At 38.9% G+C, this 18,819-nt stretch carries 14 protein-coding genes; 4 read left to right on the top strand and 10 right to left on the bottom strand.

All coding sequences use genetic code 11. The features are described 5' to 3' along the window. Positions 1-52 precede the first annotated feature (52 nt). The 4 genes from thrA to FCR2A7T_RS15150 form a co-directional block, all read right to left on the bottom strand. The gene (gene thrA, locus FCR2A7T_RS00240) at positions 53-2,470 is read right to left on the bottom strand and encodes a bifunctional aspartate kinase/homoserine dehydrogenase I (protein ID WP_035116719.1); all 2,418 of its coding nucleotides are present in this window, start codon (positions 2,468-2,470) and stop codon (positions 53-55) included. Continuing rightward, complete coding sequence (locus FCR2A7T_RS00245; RefSeq protein ID WP_023569251.1) at positions 2,467-3,465, bottom strand: alpha/beta fold hydrolase; 999 nt, start codon at positions 3,463-3,465, stop codon at positions 2,467-2,469. The genes thrA and FCR2A7T_RS00245 overlap by 4 nt, the downstream gene beginning before the upstream one ends. 589 nt (positions 3,466-4,054) lie before the next feature. Beyond that, complete coding sequence (locus tag FCR2A7T_RS00250) at positions 4,055-4,513, bottom strand: OsmC family protein (protein WP_023569252.1); 459 nt, start codon at positions 4,511-4,513, stop codon at positions 4,055-4,057. A gap of 11 nt (positions 4,514-4,524) precedes the next feature. Further along, positions 4,525-4,701: a hypothetical protein gene (locus FCR2A7T_RS15150; RefSeq protein WP_023569253.1), complete on the bottom strand. Its 177-nt coding sequence runs from the start codon at positions 4,699-4,701 to the stop codon at positions 4,525-4,527. Between the two features lie 718 nt (positions 4,702-5,419). Here FCR2A7T_RS15150 and metK point away from each other — a divergent pair. Next, a complete protein-coding gene (gene metK / locus FCR2A7T_RS00255) occupies positions 5,420-6,670 on the top strand; it encodes a methionine adenosyltransferase (protein WP_023569255.1) in 1,251 nt (416 codons plus the stop codon). A gap of 68 nt (positions 6,671-6,738) precedes the next feature. Here the strand turns inward: metK and FCR2A7T_RS00260 are convergent, their stop codons facing one another. After that, positions 6,739-9,450 (bottom strand): carboxypeptidase-like regulatory domain-containing protein, encoded by a 2,712-nt coding sequence (locus FCR2A7T_RS00260; RefSeq protein WP_023569256.1) that lies wholly within the window; start codon positions 9,448-9,450, stop codon positions 6,739-6,741. A gap of 37 nt (positions 9,451-9,487) precedes the next feature. Next, positions 9,488-10,375 (bottom strand): GLPGLI family protein, encoded by an 888-nt coding sequence (locus tag FCR2A7T_RS00265; RefSeq protein WP_023569257.1) that lies wholly within the window; start codon positions 10,373-10,375, stop codon positions 9,488-9,490. A 114-nt stretch (positions 10,376-10,489) separates the two neighbouring features. Between FCR2A7T_RS00265 and FCR2A7T_RS00270 the strand changes: the two genes are divergently transcribed. From FCR2A7T_RS00270 to FCR2A7T_RS00280, 3 genes are all read left to right on the top strand, one after another. Then, positions 10,490-11,281 (top strand): hypothetical protein, encoded by a 792-nt coding sequence (locus FCR2A7T_RS00270; RefSeq protein WP_035116720.1) that lies wholly within the window; start codon positions 10,490-10,492, stop codon positions 11,279-11,281. After that, a complete protein-coding gene (locus FCR2A7T_RS00275) occupies positions 11,281-11,895 on the top strand; it encodes a deoxynucleoside kinase (RefSeq protein WP_023569258.1) in 615 nt (204 codons plus the stop codon). Before FCR2A7T_RS00270 ends, FCR2A7T_RS00275 begins: the two co-directional genes overlap by 1 nt. Before the next feature lie 61 nt (positions 11,896-11,956). Then, on the top strand, positions 11,957-12,349 hold the full coding sequence (locus tag FCR2A7T_RS00280) for a hypothetical protein (RefSeq protein ID WP_131473135.1): 393 nt from the start codon (positions 11,957-11,959) through the stop codon (positions 12,347-12,349). A gap of 1 nt (position 12,350) precedes the next feature. Here FCR2A7T_RS00280 and FCR2A7T_RS00285 read toward each other — a convergent pair whose 3' ends face one another. From FCR2A7T_RS00285 to FCR2A7T_RS00300, 4 genes are read right to left on the bottom strand one after another with little or no spacing between them, the layout of a single operon-like run. Continuing rightward, positions 12,351-14,816: a beta-mannosidase gene (locus FCR2A7T_RS00285; protein WP_035116722.1), complete on the bottom strand. Its 2,466-nt coding sequence runs from the start codon at positions 14,814-14,816 to the stop codon at positions 12,351-12,353. Then, a complete protein-coding gene (locus FCR2A7T_RS00290; protein WP_035116725.1) occupies positions 14,816-15,484 on the bottom strand; it encodes a copper homeostasis protein CutC in 669 nt (222 codons plus the stop codon). The genes FCR2A7T_RS00285 and FCR2A7T_RS00290 overlap by 1 nt, the downstream gene beginning before the upstream one ends. Next, positions 15,484-16,512, bottom strand: a complete 1,029-nt coding sequence (locus FCR2A7T_RS00295; protein WP_023569262.1) for an isoaspartyl peptidase/L-asparaginase family protein — start codon at positions 16,510-16,512, stop codon at positions 15,484-15,486. Before FCR2A7T_RS00295 ends, FCR2A7T_RS00290 begins: the two co-directional genes overlap by 1 nt. A 12-nt stretch (positions 16,513-16,524) precedes the next feature. After that, a complete protein-coding gene (locus FCR2A7T_RS00300) occupies positions 16,525-18,792 on the bottom strand; it encodes a glycoside hydrolase family 20 protein (RefSeq protein WP_023569263.1) in 2,268 nt (755 codons plus the stop codon). Positions 18,793-18,819: the final 27 nt, after the last annotated feature.

An 18,819-nucleotide genomic window follows, 5' to 3' on the forward strand; every position in this document is an offset into this window, starting at 1 on the left:
CGTTTTAAAATGATGGGATTCCTCCTTTCGTCGGAATGACAACGTTTTCGCTTTATTTGCTTTTTTCTGCCAGTCTTAAAATATCACCAAAAACCCCTCTCGCGGTTACAGCTGCGCCCGCGCCCGCGCCCTGAATTACAATTGGATGCTCGCCGTAGGATTCGGTATAGATTTCGAAAATGGAATCGGAACCTTTTAATTGTCCAAGCGAACTTTCCTGTGGAACAGAAACCAAACTCACATCCAACTTCGCTCCGTTTTCTACCGATAAATCACCGGACAAATCGCCTACGTAACGCAAGACTTGGTTTTCGGCTTGGTTGGTTTTAATGTTTTGATAAATCGGATTTAATTCTTCCAATCGTGCAAGAAAATCAGCCACACTACCTTCTCGTAAATTTTCAGGAATCAGGTTTTGGATTTTGATTTCAGAAAACTCATTGCTCAAATCCAGTTCGCGGGCAAGGATTAATAATTTCCTGCCGACATCGTTTCCGTTCAAATCTTCGCGCGGATCGGGTTCGGTGAAACCTTTTTCGATGGCCTCTTTCAGAACATCACCGAACGTTTTGTCGGTAGCGGAAAAAGTATTGAACAAATAACTCAGCGTTCCTGAAAAAACACCTCGAATTCGGGTAATATTTTCACCCGAATGGTGCAACAATCGAATCGTATCAATCAACGGTAATCCGGCCCCTACATTGGTTTCGTATAAATAATTCTTCTGATAAAAGTTTAAATTCTCGCGCAGGTTTTTGTAGAAACTGTATTCTTTGGTATTGGCTATTTTGTTGACGGAAACCAAGTCGAAACCGTTTTTGATCAGTTCGACATAATTAGAAACAAAATCTTTGCTCGCCGTAGCATCGATAGCGATTAAGTTGCCTAGATGTTGGTCTTTAACCGCTGCCAAAATATTTTCTAAGGATGATTTTTGAAGAGAACTTTCCAGTTCGGATTGCCATTGCACGGAAACGCCTTTTGCGTTGAAGATGAACTGACGAGAATTTGCAATCGCCACCACATTCAGTTCGATACCTTTGCGCTGAATGATATTGTCACGACTTTCCAACAACTGGTTGATCAGTGTTTTTCCAACCGTTCCATGCCCGAAGATTACGAGATTTATCTTTTTAGTGATGCCAAAAATTTCGCTATGTATGACGTTCAGCGCTTTTTTCAACTGAACACGTTCTACTACCAAACTCACATTTTTTCCGGTGACAGTATTGTTGAATAAAATCGGTACAATTTGGTTGCGGATTAACGCATCATACGGTTTGTTGAACGTGGCCAATTCCTGTCCGATGATGGAAATCACTGAAACATTTTCTGTCAGATACACACTGCTCACGTCATTGGTATAAAAATCTAATTCGAATTCAGCTTCGATGGCGGCTTTGGCTTTTAAAGCATCGGCAGCATTTACAATAAACCCGATACCTCTTTCCGAAGAACCTTGCGAAATGATGCTTACGCTGATGTTGTTCTGCGCCAATACCCTGAAGATTCTCGCATCGATGCCCGGTTTTCCTAACAAACCACGGCCTTCTAAATTCACCAAGGTTACATTTTCCAAAACCGAAAGCGATTTGATGCCTTTACGTGAGTTTTCGGAATTGATTAACGTTCCGTTGTGCGTATGGTTGAAGGTATTTAAAATGCGAAGCGGAATTTTCTTTTCAATTAGCGGGATGATGGTTTTCGCATGAAGAATGGTAGCGCCGAAAGTGGCTATTTCGTTGGCTTCTTCAAAAGAAAGCTGATCGATTTTTTTAGCATCCGGCACTAAATCCGGGTTGGCAGTAAAGATACCGTCTACGTGGGTGAAACTTTGCAGTTCTTCGGCATCTAAATAATTGGCTAAAAGAGAAGCGGTGAAGTTGCTGCCGTTGCGCCCTAAAGTGGTGGTTTCCCCGTCGGTACTGGAAGCGATAAAGCCGGTTACGATGTTAACCGTAGTTCCGTTGTTGGCAGCAAAATGGTTTTGAACGTTTTTTCGGGAAATGACATCTACCGGTTGTGCATTCCCGAACTTGGCATCGGTTTTAATCAGTTGGCGGGTATCGGAAAAATGGGCGTTGATACCCTTGTCTTTTAAAGTCTGAGTAACCACTTTTCCGGAAATTACTTCGCCTTGCGCCAAGACATTGTCTTTGATCTTTTTGCTGTAATCGCCCAAAAGCGCCACACCTTCAAATAATTTTTCCAGCAATCCGAATTCTGAAGACAAATCTGCCGACGAATTCCCTTTCTGATAGTTTTTGAAATTTTCTAATTGTACCTGATAGACTTCGTTTTTCTTGGCTTTTTCCAGAATTTCTTCCAGCTCATCGGTGGCATTTCCGATGGCCGAAACCACTACCGCAAACTTTTCCTGCTGTTTGACTTTGTCTAAAATAATGTTGATGGCTTTGTCGAATCCGTCGCCGTAAGCCAACGATTTTCCTCCGAATTTTAAAATTTTCATGCTTGTTTTGTTTTTAGTTTAGTTGTTGTGAATGTGTTTTTAAGAATTTGATTTAATTGTTCGAACTCGATTAGAAAAGCATCGTGTCCGTGAATCGATTGTATTTCGCTATAGTGTACTTTTGAATTGACGCGTTTCAGGATTTCGTAGGTTTCGCGGTTTTCATCGGCGGTAAAGAAATAATCCGAATCGACCGAAATCAGATGAATTTCTGCAGAGGTTTCTTTGGCGAAAGCTAAAAATTGGCCACAATTCGTACTTTCCCCAATCGTTTTCAGCAGATGATTCATCAGTTTATACGATTCTAACGCAAATCGGTTTTCCAGTTTTTGACCGTGATGCAACAGCCAACTTTCAATTTGGTACAACTCCTGATTATCGTTCTTGCTTCGGTTGAATTTGGCTTTTAACGATTGTGGCGTTCGATACAAAAGCATCGCATGTAATCTAGCATCATACACAGGATTTTCGGAATTGTTCAGAATTTTATCTTGTACTAAAACATTCGCAATCAGCCAATCCGAAGCTTTCCAATCCGAAGCCACCGGAATAAGGTGCTGAATATTTTTGGGTTGCAGAAAAGCCATTTCCCAAGCGATACCGCCACCCAAACTTCCGCCAATGACAGCAAAAAGCTGTGCTATTTTTAACGAATGAAGTCCTTCCCAAAATAATCTTGCAATATCTTTTGCGGTATACTCTTTGTAATTCTGAATTAGATTTTCGGCTTGACCGTCGAAACCGTTGCCCGGAATATTGAAAGCGATTATCGTGTAAAAACCGGCATCTATAGTTTTATTTTCACCAATTAGGTCATTCCACCAACCATTTTGACCAATTACTTGTGAGTTCCCGGTTAAGGCATGATTCACCACAACCACCGGAGCCGTTCCAATGAGCTGTCCAAACACCTGATAATACAAAGGCAACCAGCGTTTGTAAACACCCTGTTGCAAGGTGAAATCGAAAATATCTATCTTTTGTAAAGTGCTCATTTTATTTCTTTTAACGCTTAATTATTTTACAATTTTTATTGCTTTTCAGAATCCGAAATCAATTCCGATTTAAAAAAAAGTCCTTCCGGATTGTTTACCAAAAGGACTTTTACAGTTTGAACTATAACCTGAGATTAACTCATTCGCTTTTGGCAGTAACAATACAGCATTGGACACATACACATGTGCATCATCGTGTTCATAGCCATCATTGTTGTTGCTGTCGTTTTCATTGGGTTTCTAATTCGGTTGTAAATAATTAAAAATTGTGTTGTGTTTGGTTATGCTATAAAAAAAACCTCTGTGGAATGCAGAGGTTTTTGACAGTATTCGTTCGAATTAAGCAAAAAACATCCTCTGCGGAAATCCGCACATCATATCCATCATAAATTGCTTAACTGTTCTCATTATTAATTTTAATTCTGCGACAAAATTAGATATTTTTTCCGTTTAAAAAAATAAAGTAGATATTTTTTCTAAAATATTTTATTTAAAATCAATTTAACAGAATATTTTTCTTTTAAAAAATCTCCCCTGACGTTGTTGACAGACGGTATCAGGGGCGATTTAACAAACAAAACAACTATCGTTATGCAGCATCATGCTGCTTGTATTCTTTTAATAAAGTCAGCGAAACCGGAGTAGTATTCATCAGATTATCACGTAGCGGACATCGCTCTTTTACTTCATCCATCCATTGTTTCAAAAGTCCCAAAGGCGCATCAGAAACCGGTTTCACAACTACTTCAATTTTTCTGAAACCGGCTCTGGAGCGGGTTGGAATACCTTTTGCTTTCTTGGTTTCCAATTCCCCAACAATTTCCACCTGAACCGACTGCAATGCGATACCAAGCTCTTCTGCCACGAGCAAACCCACCGCGTTAATACTCCCGGCAAAACCCGCGAGTAAATAATCGGTCGGGCTAGGTCCTACTGCCGAATCACCCGAAACGGAATTGGTAATACTTACATCGAAGGTGTTCGTTTTCACCAAAAACTGATTATCATTTCCTGAAAACCCTGTAATTACAACTGTTTTACTACTCATGGTTTCGTTCTTTAGATGAAAAGGAATTCGTTTTCTTCTGCATTGATTTGCAGGATCAAAAGCTCTGAAGCAGAGATTATTTCTTCCTGAATTGCTGTGATTTGCTCCTCAAACAAGCTGTTTGGCGCGTTTTCTATGGAGGAAACTATTGATTGTATTCTTCTTATTTTTTCTTTTAAAGCTGTCATGATTTTTATTTTTTATTTGATTGAAATTGATTTAAATAAAAAAGTCCTTTCGGATACGTTACCAAAAGGACTTTTACAGTTTGAACTATAACTTGAGATTAACTCATCCGCTTTCGGTAACAACAATGGAAAATATGACGCATATAATTGCACGTAAATCGTTTATTGGATTTTTTAATTGTTACTGTATTTTTCATTTTTACTCTTTTCTTATTTTATTTTATTTTTTGATTCTGAAAACGGTTCAGAATAAAAAAAGCCCCTGCGGTTGGCAGAGGCTCTAATTGTATATTTTAAATTTGACTTTCAAATTAAACAACAGCACGCTCTGCGGAATTTTTCCACATAAAATTGCACATATATCGTTTAATTGAATTCATTTTTTTCTCTTTATTAATATTGCAAAATTGATAACTATTTTTGGATTGACCAAATAAAAAATCGAATTTTAACATTTTCAATTATTAAACAATAATTAAAGCCTTCAAAACCAATCTTTCATTACGAATATTTAAAAAACAAAAAAAAGTCAAGTTTCGCTTGCAGATTAAAATTGTTTCATACATTTGCAAACGAAAACAAGAGGAAAAATTTGAACTGATTGCAACCTCTGATACTAATCCGTTTGGTATCAAAAAAATGCTAAAGCAGTAACTACTACTCCTTTAGGCAATCCCTGCAATTTTTTTTCCTCGCTTAAATTTAAACTAATTTAATTATGGCTTATTTATTTACGTCAGAATCAGTGAGTGAAGGACATCCGGACAAAGTAGCGGATCAGATTTCAGATGCATTAATCGATAACTTTTTGGCATTTGATGCCGATTCCAAAGTAGCATGTGAAACATTGGTAACTACAGGACAGGTAATTCTTGCCGGTGAAGTGAAATCGAAAACCTATTTGGACGTGCAGGAAATCGCACGAGAAGTTATCAAAAAAATAGGTTATACAAAAAGTGAATACATGTTCGAGGCGAACTCATGTGGAATTTTATCAGCGATTCACGAACAATCGGCTGATATTAACCAAGGGGTTGACCGAGCAAGTAAAGAAGAACAAGGTGCGGGCGACCAAGGTATGATGTTTGGTTATGCTACCAATGAAACGGAAAATTTCATGCCGTTAGCCTTGGATTTATCGCATGCTTTGTTAATCGAATTAGCAAATCTAAGAAGAGAAAACAACGAAATTAAATATTTGCGTCCCGATGCAAAATCACAAGTTACTTTAGAGTATTCTGATGATAACAAACCGGTTAGAATTGACGCTATTGTAGTATCAACACAACATGATGATTTCGGTCCGGAAGCAGAAATGTTAGCTAAGATTAAAGCGGACATTGTTGCTATTTTAATCCCTAGAGTGAAAGCGAAATATCCGCAATATGCTCACTTATTTAACGACGACATCACTTACCACATCAACCCTACCGGAAAATTTGTAATCGGTGGACCTCACGGAGATACCGGTTTAACAGGAAGAAAGATTATCGTGGACACTTATGGTGGAAAAGGAGCACACGGCGGTGGTGCTTTCTCCGGAAAAGACCCTTCAAAAGTAGACCGTTCTGCAGCATACGCAACACGTCATATCGCTAAAAATTTAGTAGCAGCTGGATTGTGTGATGAAATTCTAGTACAGGTGTCCTATGCGATTGGTGTAGCAAGACCAACCTCTATCAACGTAAACACTTACGGTACTTCTAAAGTGAACTTGACAGACGGCGAAATCAGTAAAGTAGTAGAAGGCATTTTTGACATGCGTCCGTACTTTATCGAGCAACGTTTGAAACTGAGAAATCCGATTTACAGTGAAACGGCTGCCTACGGTCACATGGGAAGAAAACCAGAAACAGTAACCAAAACGTTCCAATTGCCAAACGGCGAACCAAAAACGGTAACGGTTGAATTGTTTACTTGGGAAAAACTGGATTATGTGGATCAAGTAAAAGCAGCTTTTGGATTGTAATCCGAAATCGATTTAAACATAAAAAAACATCCGCAAATGCGGATGTTTTTTTTTATACATAATTTAAATTACAATGCGTATTTCACACTCAAAATCAAATAGCGCGGCTGAACAATATAACTCGAAAAACTGCTCGAACCACCCAGCTGATTAAAACTGCTGTCGTTGATGGATTTCGTGTCCAACAGGTTGGTTCCGGACAATTTCCATTCCCATTTACTGTCTTTTTTCTGATACATCAAACTTGCCGTTAAGAAATCGTATTCGTTATTGGAGGTTTTAGCTTTGTTTCGGTTGTGATAGAAGGAATATTCCGAGGTAAACGAAAAAGCATCCAGGAAATAATACTCCAAGGTAACCGAAGGACTGTCTACATAAAATGTATCGCTCGAAAAATCATTCACTGTAAAATTATAAGCAAATTCCAAATTCGGGATCTTTTTATAATTTGTAGAGAAACGAGCGGTGTAATTCTGCGTAAACGATTCGGTAGTTTGAATACTTTCCTGCGTTGGCGAATAAACACGTAAGTTATTGAACTTGCTCCAATTCAAACTTGCCCCCAACGACGCTTTGTAATAGCGTAAAAACGAACGCCCGTAGGTTCCGCTTCCGGAAAAAGTTTCATCGGCAAATGCAGAATTCATGTTCACTGAAGACGACACCTGATTCAGCCCGGTAAATAAAACTTTATTCTTCACGGCATCAACTTGTCTCGTATAGGTAATATTCGCAAAAATATTTTCAAAATTGAACATATTGTACTTGAAATAACGCAATGAATGTACCTGAGAAAGTGAATTCTCGAGCATTCTGTTACCACTAAACAAACTGTTATAATTTGAAAACACGTAGCCTTGAGCCAACTTGTTAATATCGGTGAAATTATTATTCAACGAGAAATTATAGGTTAACGTTTCCGCTTTTTTCAATTGCCAAAGTGCGTAGAAATCCGGCAAAACCCTATTGAACGAACGTTTATTGGAAGTTCCCAACTGCTCATCATTGGTTTGATAATTGTGTACGCTAAATCCGGGATTGAAGGTGAATTTTCCGGTGATGAATTTATAATGCAAGCCCATAAACACATCATTGAACGAATAATTTACATCATTCGTATTCTCGGCAGCAGTCAGATCATTTTGAGTTCCGTTATCCAAAATCTGGAAAATGTTCGAGTTGAAATTCTGATACGAATATGTATTCCCCAACGTTAAATTGATATTACTTTTTGGCGTTACCATGTAGTAATAGTCGAATTTCCCGTCGATTTTATTGGTCTTCACATAACGGCTTTGGGTTAAATCATTTCGGCTTTGACCCGACTGATATCCCGTAAGCAAAAAGGGCTGATTCGCGAGATTCGCATTGTAAAACGGATCTTCATCCTGATACAAATGCTGCATTTCGAACGCAAACACGTTTTTATCATTCAGCGTATAGTAATAATTTATATTCTGATTGAACGAAAAAGGATTCTGCTTTTTATTCGTATAAATATCATCCAACAAACTAGAGAAAACCCCTGATCTTTCTTTCTGATCCGACAGTTTCAGTAAAGCATCATAATCGAAATGCACTTTTTCCGACGGCACATAACTCGAACTCAGTTTAAACAATCCTAACGATGATTTCTGATGGGAAACATCCTGACGTGTTTCATTGATCACTACAGAAGTTCCGTCGGGCAAACGGTCGGTTCGTGTAGATTTTGAATTGGTTTCGATATCAGTCACATTGGAAGAGAAAATTCCGAATCCGCTTAAAGTCCATGCTTTTGAAGGATTATAACTGAAATTTGCCGCTCCGAATTTAGTATCAATTTCTTTCGCCTGATTGTTACGAAGTCCTAAAATTCCCAAATCATTTGAGGACACATTGAAATTGGAACCGCCTTTTTTCATCATGTTTTTAAAACCACCGGTAAACTTGAAGTAATCCTGCATCGTTAAAGGCAACTCTCCAATATTATTGCGGTTTCCGATGACATTTAAACTGTATTTCGGACTGTAATAAAAGAGTTTCGGATTGACAATATAGCGTTCATCCGTATGCCCTACGCCAATTCCGGCCGTCATATCCCCAAACCAAAAGTTCTTTTTCCCTTCTTTCAGTTTGATGTTAATCGCTACGTTCTCTTCGTTGTTTTCAAGACCTTTCAAATTGGTTACTTCATTGTAGTTTCGAAGCACCTGAATTTTATCCAATGCATCGGCTGGAATGTTTTTGGTGGCAATTTTGGTATCCCCATCAAAGAAATCTTTCCCTTCCACCATCACTTTCTGCACCTTTTTCCCTTCCACCTGGATTTCGCCGTCTTTATTGACTTCTACTCCGGGAAGTTTTTTCAATACGTCTTCCAGCTTGCGCTCGGTACCGTTTCTAAAAGAATCCGAATTGTAAATAATGGTATCACCACTGATGGAAACCGGCATTTCTTTTACAATTTCAATTTCCTTCAGCAAGGTTCCTTCTTTCAGAACAATATTTTTTACGATATTTTCTGTTGTGGTTTTAATTGTTGTTGTATAGGGCTGAAAACCAACATAACTTACCTTAACCTCGTAAGTCGAATTGGCATTCAGAGAAATCTGAAACCGACCTTTATCGTTCGTAATCGAATAACCGTCCATGGCTTTTGTTGCCTGATTAACAGCCATAATATTGGCCATTTCCAGAGCCACACCGGTGGTATCTTTGATAACGCCTTCAAACTTCACATTTTGTGAAAAGCCTATGGTCGTAACCATAAACAGCACAACAAAAAATATATTTTTCATAAATGAAATGGGAATAAAATAAGTTTTTTCGAATTAATTAATGTCCCATTCTCATTCCCCCTCTGTTTCCGCCTTGCGATTGGAATTGCTCCTGCATTTCCTGCATTTTTTTTACAACGATTTCATCATACTCTTTCTGTTTGACTACTTTACCGTTTTTAGGCGCTTTAATTTCCACTTTATCTTTTGTATTCATCACCAATTTCGAACACATTACCACGGTTTTTCCGTCGTTAACTTCCAAAATCAGTCCCGGTAAACCCCAGTAACTTTCAGGACCTTGACTGATTGGAATTTCCGGTGTATACCAAGCGGTAATCTCAATTTCCTTCGGCATATCGAAATCCGTCATGAAATTGGTTCTTTTTTCTTTGCCTTCTTCGCCTTTTTTAGCTGCATCTTCTTTTTTCGGACGTGCATTTCTGAAATCGGAAGCACTTACCGGTTTTATTGCAGTCGCTTTAAAACAAGTATAATCACCAATTTTTTTGGTTTCACTGCCCAATTTCCAAGCCAATTTCGGCAGGGAATCCACCACCAAAAATTCTTTGCTCATAAATTCTTTATCCACGGTATAGGTTTTATCCTTAACGTTTTTGTAATAGGTTCCCCCACCGCCCATCATGGAACTCATCATACGAAATCCGCCACCGTTTTGCCCGGGAGCATCTAATTTCTCTTCCTCCTTGTAAATCGAACTGGTTTTATCAAAATTAAGTATGAATGTTTTTTCAAACATTTTTTTCATACGTTCTTCAATCATTTTTCGCATTTCAGGCGTTACATCTTTATTACCATCCATACGCGATTTGAAATCGGCAGTACTGGTTTTGGATTCATAAACTGCCATCCCTTGAAAATCTTGGGCAAATGAGGTTAATGAAGTACAAAAAAACACCATTAATGCTATTGAAATTTTTTTCATGATTTTATAAGTTAGTTACAAGACTATATAAGACGATTGAAAACGTTTTTTGTTACAAAAATATTCTTCTTAGACTACTGTTTTTGTAAAAGGTTTATTCGTAATTTGGCTTTTATGCAAAATTTAATACAGCTGTTATTTCTTTTCACCTTTTGTTTCGGTTTTGGCCAACAAAAAAGTATTGGAGTTACGCCTCTGGAAACTCAAAAAACACAAGCCCAATATTTTATTGGCAGAGATGCTTTTGGAAACAATTACACCCTTTATGACAATGTATTCCGAAAAGAAAACCGTCAAACCAAACTGGAATATAAAAACATTGCTTTAGGAAAAATTGAGCGGGTGGATTTACAAAATCCGCTTCAGACGGTAGTGTTCTACAAAACGATGAATGCCGTTGTACTGTTAGACAATCAGTTGAATGAAACGATTCGGATTAATTTCACCGAAACCAATCCTGAACTAATACCACATTGGGTTGGCTTGGCTTCTCAAAACCGACTTTGGCTATTCGATTTGGCTTCGCAGAAATTAGGTCTTTACGATTATCAGAAAAAAACATTCCATCCCATATCCGTCGTTTTTGAACTTCCAATTGTCTATGCGCAATCGGATTACAATTATTTTTACTGGACAAACAAAGAACAACAACTGATGGCCGCCAATGTATATGGGAAAGTGAATTTTTTAGGAATGGTTGCTGATTACGAACAAATGCAAATAATTTCTTCTAAACAAATCCTGTTAAAAAAAGGCGATACTTTAAGCGTTTATGATTTGGAAAAAGAAACTTCGCAAATCATAACGATTCCCGAAAAAAGCTTTCAAAGTTTTTATTATAAAGAACAAATTTTATCTATTTTTACCGACAACGAAATCAGGAATTATAAAATCTTTTTACCATAATGCATATAGCTGTAGCAGGAAACATTGGCGCCGGAAAAACCACTTTAACCCGACTTCTATCCAAACATTTCAAATGGGAACCGCATTTTGAAGATGTGGTGGACAATCCGTATCTTGACGATTTTTACCATTCGATGGACCGTTGGTCATTTAATTTGCAGATCTACTTCCTGAACAGCCGTTTCCGTCAGGTGTTGCAGATTCGCGAAAGCGGAAAAAAAATTATTCAGGACCGAACGATTTATGAAGATGCCCACATTTTCGCTCCCAATCTACATACTATGGGATTGATGAGTAATCGTGACTTCGAAAATTATTCATCCTTGTTCGAATTGATGGAAAATTTGGTAGGCGCTCCGGATTTATTGATTTATCTGAGAAGTTCCATCCCAAATTTGGTTTCACAGATTCACAAACGCGGTCGCGACTATGAAAATACCATCTCCATTGAATATTTGAGCCGATTGAACGAACGTTATGAAGCTTGGGTTCAAACCTACAACAAAGGGAAACTGCTCATTATCGACGTAGACAACATTAATTTTGTGGACAATCCGGAAGATCTGGGAATGATCATCAACCGCATCGATGCCGAAATAAACGGCTTATTTTAAAGCATACAATCCCGATGAAATCATCGGGATTTTTTTTTATCTTTAAATAAATTCCAAAACTATGCTTCTTTTAAAACGGTTCAAATGGATTTGCTGTATACTTACGACAAGTATTTTGATGGGAAGTTGCCATGTTTATGAAAAAATCCCATCGGACATTGAAAAAGCAACAGCCTCCAATATGCGGGTTAAAATAACCATGACCGACAACCAAAAGTATTTTTTTAAGAAAATTGAAAAAACAGACAGCCTCTATTATGGCGTTGAAGAAGTCGGATTGGATGTAATCAAAAAACCGCTTAAAAAAGAAGACATTAAAAAACTCCAAATCATCAACAAACCCAAGTCCAGATTTTTAACCGTTGCAGGCATTACCATTCCAATCGCCATACTTGTAATGTTGATAAGCTCCAACAGCTGGAGCTCAGGCGCCGGACCTGTGGGCGGTTTTTAAATCAATAATACAGACTTTTAATTACTATTTCCGACGTTTTTCCTTCGAAATGAATTTTCCTTTTCTCACCCGGAAGCAGATCGAAATAATTATCGCTGAAATGTGTCCCTTCAGAACTTAAAAAAACATTCTTTACCAAAATATCGGTTGATACTTCAAGAGTATTTTCATCTAAATGCTTAACCATGATTTTCGGTCGTTTCAGTTCCAAATCTTTCGGTTTTTCAAAATAAAACAAGGTTGATTTTACATCCGAATCGGAAAAAACAAACTTCACGGAAAGCACGGTCTGTTTGGAATTGAACTTTTCAAACATTTTTTTATCCATCGTATAATACACTTTTGCTGTATTTTCCGCTACCTGAATTTCCGAAGCCGATTGCCACAGTATTTTACCTTCAAAATCCAGAAGTTGCAGCACTAATTTTCCTTTTTTGGACGATACTTCATCACTGATTACATAGACTTTATACTGATTTTCTTCTACGGCAACCGAAACTAATACATTCTCAAAACTACGTTTCGCCTGATAATGAAACGCTTTCCAAGTGCCAAAATAATCCACCGAACTCCAAGAGGTTACCGGCCAACAATCGTTGAGTTGCCAATACAAAGTCCCCATGCAATAAGGCTTTGCTTGTCGATGAGCTTCAATGGCAGTTTTCATTCCTTCCGCTTGCAGCAATTGCGAAACATAGATGAAATCTTCAAAATTGGTCGGAAATTTATAGTCACGCTCCATATAGGTTTGAATGGTCTGATAGCCCGTTGGATGTTTCTGATGGTTTTTTACGACATCCGATTGCAAATTCAAATCGCTTTCATTGGCAAAACTCCGTAAGGTTTCCAAATCCGGCATGCCCTGAAAACCGTATTCCGACATGAATCGTCCGACTTTCTTCGTATACATTTCAAACGGTTCCATGCCCCACCAAACACCCCAATAATGCGAATCGCCCTGCAGCAGACTTTCTTTTCTTCCCCACCCGATTGATGGTGATGAAGGCCAGTAACTATTTTTTTCTTTCGACAAAAGACTGTTTAAGGTTTTCGGAATCAGTTCGTGAAACAGCTTTTCATAGTCGCTCCATATTTTTGTGGAATCGACTGCCGAATAGTTGTATTGTTTCTGCCAACCCCAATTGTGCCAGCCTTCATCGCTCTCATTGTTCCCGCACCAAAGCGCTACACTCGGATGATTTTGCAGACGATTTACATTATCGACAACTTCCTGTTTTACATTCTCCAAAAAAGCATCGTCTCCCGGATACATCGCACAGGCAAACATGAAATCCTGCCAAACCAGAATACCTTTTTTATCACATTCCTCATAAAAAGCATCATCGGCATACACGCCACCACCCCAAACGCGAAGCATGTTCATATTCGCATCCACGGCATTTTTTACAATACTTTTATAAACAGAATCCTTTGCTTTCGGAAGAAAACTATCGGGTGGAATATAATTCGCGCCTTTCATAAACACCGGAACACCGTTGAGTTTAAAATAAAAGCTTTTCCCGACCTTGTCCATTTCCTGAACCAATTCGACAGTTCGCAACCCAATGTTCATTTCTTTCTTATCCGAATTTCCTTTGGCATCCGAAAGTGAAATCGCAAACGGATACAAATACGCTTCTCCTAAACCGTTACACCACCACCGTTTCGGTTTTTTGATTTCATAATCGATTTTCAGTTGATTTTTACCTTTTTTAAGCGAATAGGTTTCCGATTTGTCATTGACTTTCAGTTGGTATTTTCCGGATTGCTGACAATGTACTTCCGTTGTAAAAACCAATTTTGCTACTTCATCCGACAGTAGTTTCTGTTCGTATTTTACATTTTCGATTGTAACCGAATTCCAGAAATTAAGCTTTACTTTTTTCCAAATACCCGCCGTTACGAATCGTGGCCCCCAATCCCAACCGTAGTGGTATTGCGCTTTTCGGGTAAATATTTTCTCATCGCCGGGTAATGTATAATTCAGTTTTTTTGCTGCTTCCTTTCCTTTTTTAACTGCCGATTGAAAAACAACCGTCAATTTATTTTGTCCGACTTTCAGCTGATTTTTAACATCGATTTTCCAGATTCGGAACATATTATCCGCTTTCAAAACTGATTTCCCGTTGAGAAAAACTTCGGCATAGGTATCCAAACCGTCAAATTGTAATTCGACAGTGTCGCTTTTCAGTTCTTTGGCGGAAACAGTAAAAGTTGTCTCATATTCCCAAGCCTCGTTTTCAATCCACTGCAGTTGTTTTTCATTCGCTCCGAAAAAAGGATTTGGAATTACGTTATTATTGAACAAATCCGTATGCACCGTTCCAGGAACAGAAGCCGGAAGCCATTGTACATCGCCTTTTTTTCTGAAAATCCAGTGTTCCTTTCCCAAATTTCGATCCGAATTCTGAGCCAGAACCAATAACGGTAAACAGAAAATCATCAGGAATTTCAAAAAAATTTTCATTACAATAAATTTGATTTCAACATTTTAACCTCATCAATATTAGCGGTTTCACTTCCGTCAGTTATCGCAGAAGAATGATAAAAACCGGCGTTGGTTTGTTTTTGAATCAGATTGATATTTGTCGAGCGCAATCCACCACCGGGCATAATGGTAATGCGGTTGTTTGCTTTTTCCACCAATTGTTGCAAAACCGTAATACCTTCCACCACGTTCGGCATGGTTCCGGATGTCAGAATGGTCGAAAATCCACATTGGATAACATTCTCCAATGAAAGTAAAATATCGGTCACGGCATCGAATGCCCTGTGAAACGTACACGGCAAAGGTTTCGCCATGGCAACTAATTCCGAATTCTGTTTCGTATTTATCGTTCGGTCATGGTTTAAAATTCCAAAAACAAAACCATTGACACCCAATGTTTTAAATTGCTGAATTTCTTTTTTCATCATTTGGAATTCCTCTTCCGAATACACAAAATTGCCGCCCCGAGGACGAATCATCACATATAAAGGAATTGTTATTTGTTCACGGATTTCACGGGTAATCTCAAAATCGGGTGTGGTTCCGCCTTCTTTTATATTATCGCAAAGTTCCACTCTGTCGGCTCCGCCTTGCTGAGCAATTAGTGCCGATTCGGAATTAAAACAAGCTATTTCTAATTTTCCCATTATCGTAAAAAGTAATCGGCGTCAATTAATTTATTTCCGGTGTCGTCGTATTTCGCATAATTGAATCCGCCCTGAACGCAATACGCTCCGTGTTCGCCTTTTTTGTTCAACGCGATAAATCCTACCTGAATGTCTTTCAGATTTTTATTTCTGTTTTTGGTCAGTTTCACAATTCTGGCAACAGCTTCTTCACAGGCTTTTTGCGGCGATTTCCCTTGACGCATCAGTTCCACCACCAAATGACAACCCGCGATTCGGATTACTTCTTCCCCATGACCAGTTGCGGTTGCGGCACCGATTTCGTTATCGACATACAATCCCGCTCCGATAATCGGCGAATCACCTATGCGTCCGTGCATTTTATACGCCATGCCGCTCGTAGTACAGGCACCCGACAAATTTCCGTGAACGTCCAATGCAATCATACCGATAGTGTCGTGATTTTCGATATTCGCAATCGGCTTATAATTGCTGGTTTTGAGCCATTCTTTCCATTCTTTTTCGGAAGCTTCCACCAACAGGTTTTCTTTTTTATGACCTTGTGACAAAGCAAATTGCAAAGCGCCTTCACCAACCAACATTACGTGTGGCGTTTTTTCCATCACGGCTCTGGCTACCATAATCGGATGTTTGATATGCTCCAAGCAAGCCACTGAACCGATATTAGAAAATTCGTCCATGATACAGGCATCCAATGTTACTCTTCCGTCACGGTCTGGTCGTCCGCCGTAACCTACACTGCGCTCGTTCGGATCGCCCTCAGGAATCTTCACTCCGGCTTCTACTGCATCCAATGCGCGTCCGTTATTTTTTAATATTTCCCAAGCCGCATTGTTCGCCGGAATTCCAAAATTCCAAGTGGAAAGAACGATTGGTTTAGCTCCGCTCCGTTCGCCAGTAGCTCGGGTTTTTACTTTTCCGGATGGAACAACAATTTCTTCTTCCTCCGTTTTCCCACGAAAACCGTTCAATGCTACCGCTACTGAAGCGATGGCGGTTGTCTTTATAAAATTTCTGCGGTTTGCCATATTCTTATTTTTTTATTCCACCATGATTTCATCCACGAAGAGCCAACAATCCGAACCGGCGCCTGGTTTTCCCTCAGGAATTTTACCCGCATTGGGTGCAATGACCTTGATGTATTTGGTTTTTTGTTTATCGAATTCGATGGTTACAATACCTTTCATTTTACGGATCTCTTCAGCAGTAATTTTCTTTATCGATTGGAATGTTTTTCCGTCTTTGGAAACCAGCACTTCAATGTATTTTGGATAGTGAATCCAGCTTCCGTCGTTGGTTAACACATCCACTGTTACTTTTGAAACGCATTGTTTTTTTCCTAAATCGATGGTAGCATTCAAATCTTTTCCCCAGAAACCAATCCAGTCACGACCGTATTTTTCCATGTTGCCGCGCATACCGTCTACTAAAGTAAAACTTCCACCAATTCCGTAATTCTCATGCGGTTGGTTAACCAAACTGATTTTCTTTCCTGTCGATTTGCTAATGAAAAACGGCTGCTCGATAACCGCACTTTTTTGCTTGCCGTTTTCAAAATAAGCTGCTTTTATGGTTTGGTTTTTCGTTACCAAAATGGATTCCGTGTATTTTTTGGAATTGGCGGTCGGATTCGTTCCGTCAGTAGTAAAACAGATTCCGGGATTTGCCGATTTCAAAGCAAAATCGACTCCTTTTCCTTTTTCGGACGGACTCACTTTGGAAGTCACTTCAAATAATGCCCGACTGTAATTGATTCCTTTTGTATCGTATACTGAGAAATGCTGAATCAACCGGTTTTGAAAATTCTGGTATTTTGAAGCATCAGAAGTTCCCCAAACCACTTCAGCCAAAGCCGCCATTCTCGGCATAATCATGTATTCAACATGTTCCGGCGTATTGATGTATTCGGTCCAAACATTCCCTTGTGCGCCTAAAATATATTTTGCTTCTTCAGAAGTCAGTTCTTTTGGCGTGGGTTCTAAGGAATACACTTTTTCCACGGTCGTATAACCGCCGATTGCCACCGGTTCGTTCTTCGGTTCACCCTGATAATGATCGAAATAGCAATGGGAACCCGGGGTCATTACCACAAAATGTTTTTGTTTGGCTGCATTGATACCGCCTTCGGTACCACGCCAACTCATTACGGCTGCGTTAGGTGCTAATCCGCCTTCGAGAATTTCATCCCACCCTATTATTTGACGCCCTTTTCCGTTGACAAATTTCTCGATGCGTTTAATGAAATAACTCTGAAGTTCGTGTTCGTCTTTTAAGCCTTCTTTTTTAATTAGTGCCTGACAGTGCGCGCAATTCTTCCAACGAACTTTCGGACTTTCATCACCACCGATATGAATGTATTCGGAAGGAAATAACGCAATCACTTCGGATAAAACAGCTTCTAAAAACTGAAACGTACTTTCTTTCGGGCAAAGCACATCGTCCAAAACACCCCATTGCATCGCCACATCAAACGGTCCCCCGGTACAAGACAATTCGGGATAAGAAGCCAACGCGGCCACTGCATGACCCGGCATTTCAATTTCGGGAACTACGGTGATATGGCGTGCTTTTGCATACGCTACAATTTCTTTTATTTCTTCTTGGGTATAAAATCCGCCGTATTTTTTATTGTCAAATTGCTGATCGTTATAATGTCCGACCATTGAGCCTTTTCGCCAGGCACCGACTTCCGTTAATTTCGGGTATTTCTTGATTTCAATGCGCCAACCCTGATCGTCGGTTAAATGCCAATGAAAGGTATTCATCTTATACATCGCCAGATAATCAATGTATTTTTTGATGAAGTCTATTGGAAAGAAATGACGACAAACATCCAAATGCATACCCCTCCAAGCGTATTTTGGTTCGTCTTTAATTTCGAGAGTCTGGATTTTCAGTTCTTCCTTATTGGTAACAGGAAGCAATTGCTGTAACGTCTGAAACGCATAAAACAATCCTAAATTACTTTTGGCATTGATTCTAATTTGAGTCGTGCTGACATTGAGTTCATACGCTCCGTTTTTCACATCATTGGGATTTTCTACCAGAATCTGAAGCGTATTTAGCGGGCTTTTAGAATTGGTGGTCGTTATCAGTTCGAAACCGTAATTGGTTTTCAGAAACTCATTGAACAATCTGATTTCGTTATTGCTTTCGGAATTTCCGATAAGGATTAATGTTCCTTGGTTTAACGTAAAACTCCCTTCTTTTTGAATCAGTGATTTCGGTTGCGGAATTAACGGCAATTGATTTTGGGCAAAACCAACCGTTGCTATTAAAAACAAAAAAAGGACAAATAATCTTGGCATTGTTGTTTGTGTGTTGTTTCGGTAAAT

It is taken from the genome of Flavobacterium cauense R2A-7 (assembly GCF_000498475.1).
Classification (GTDB): domain Bacteria; phylum Bacteroidota; class Bacteroidia; order Flavobacteriales; family Flavobacteriaceae; genus Flavobacterium; species Flavobacterium cauense.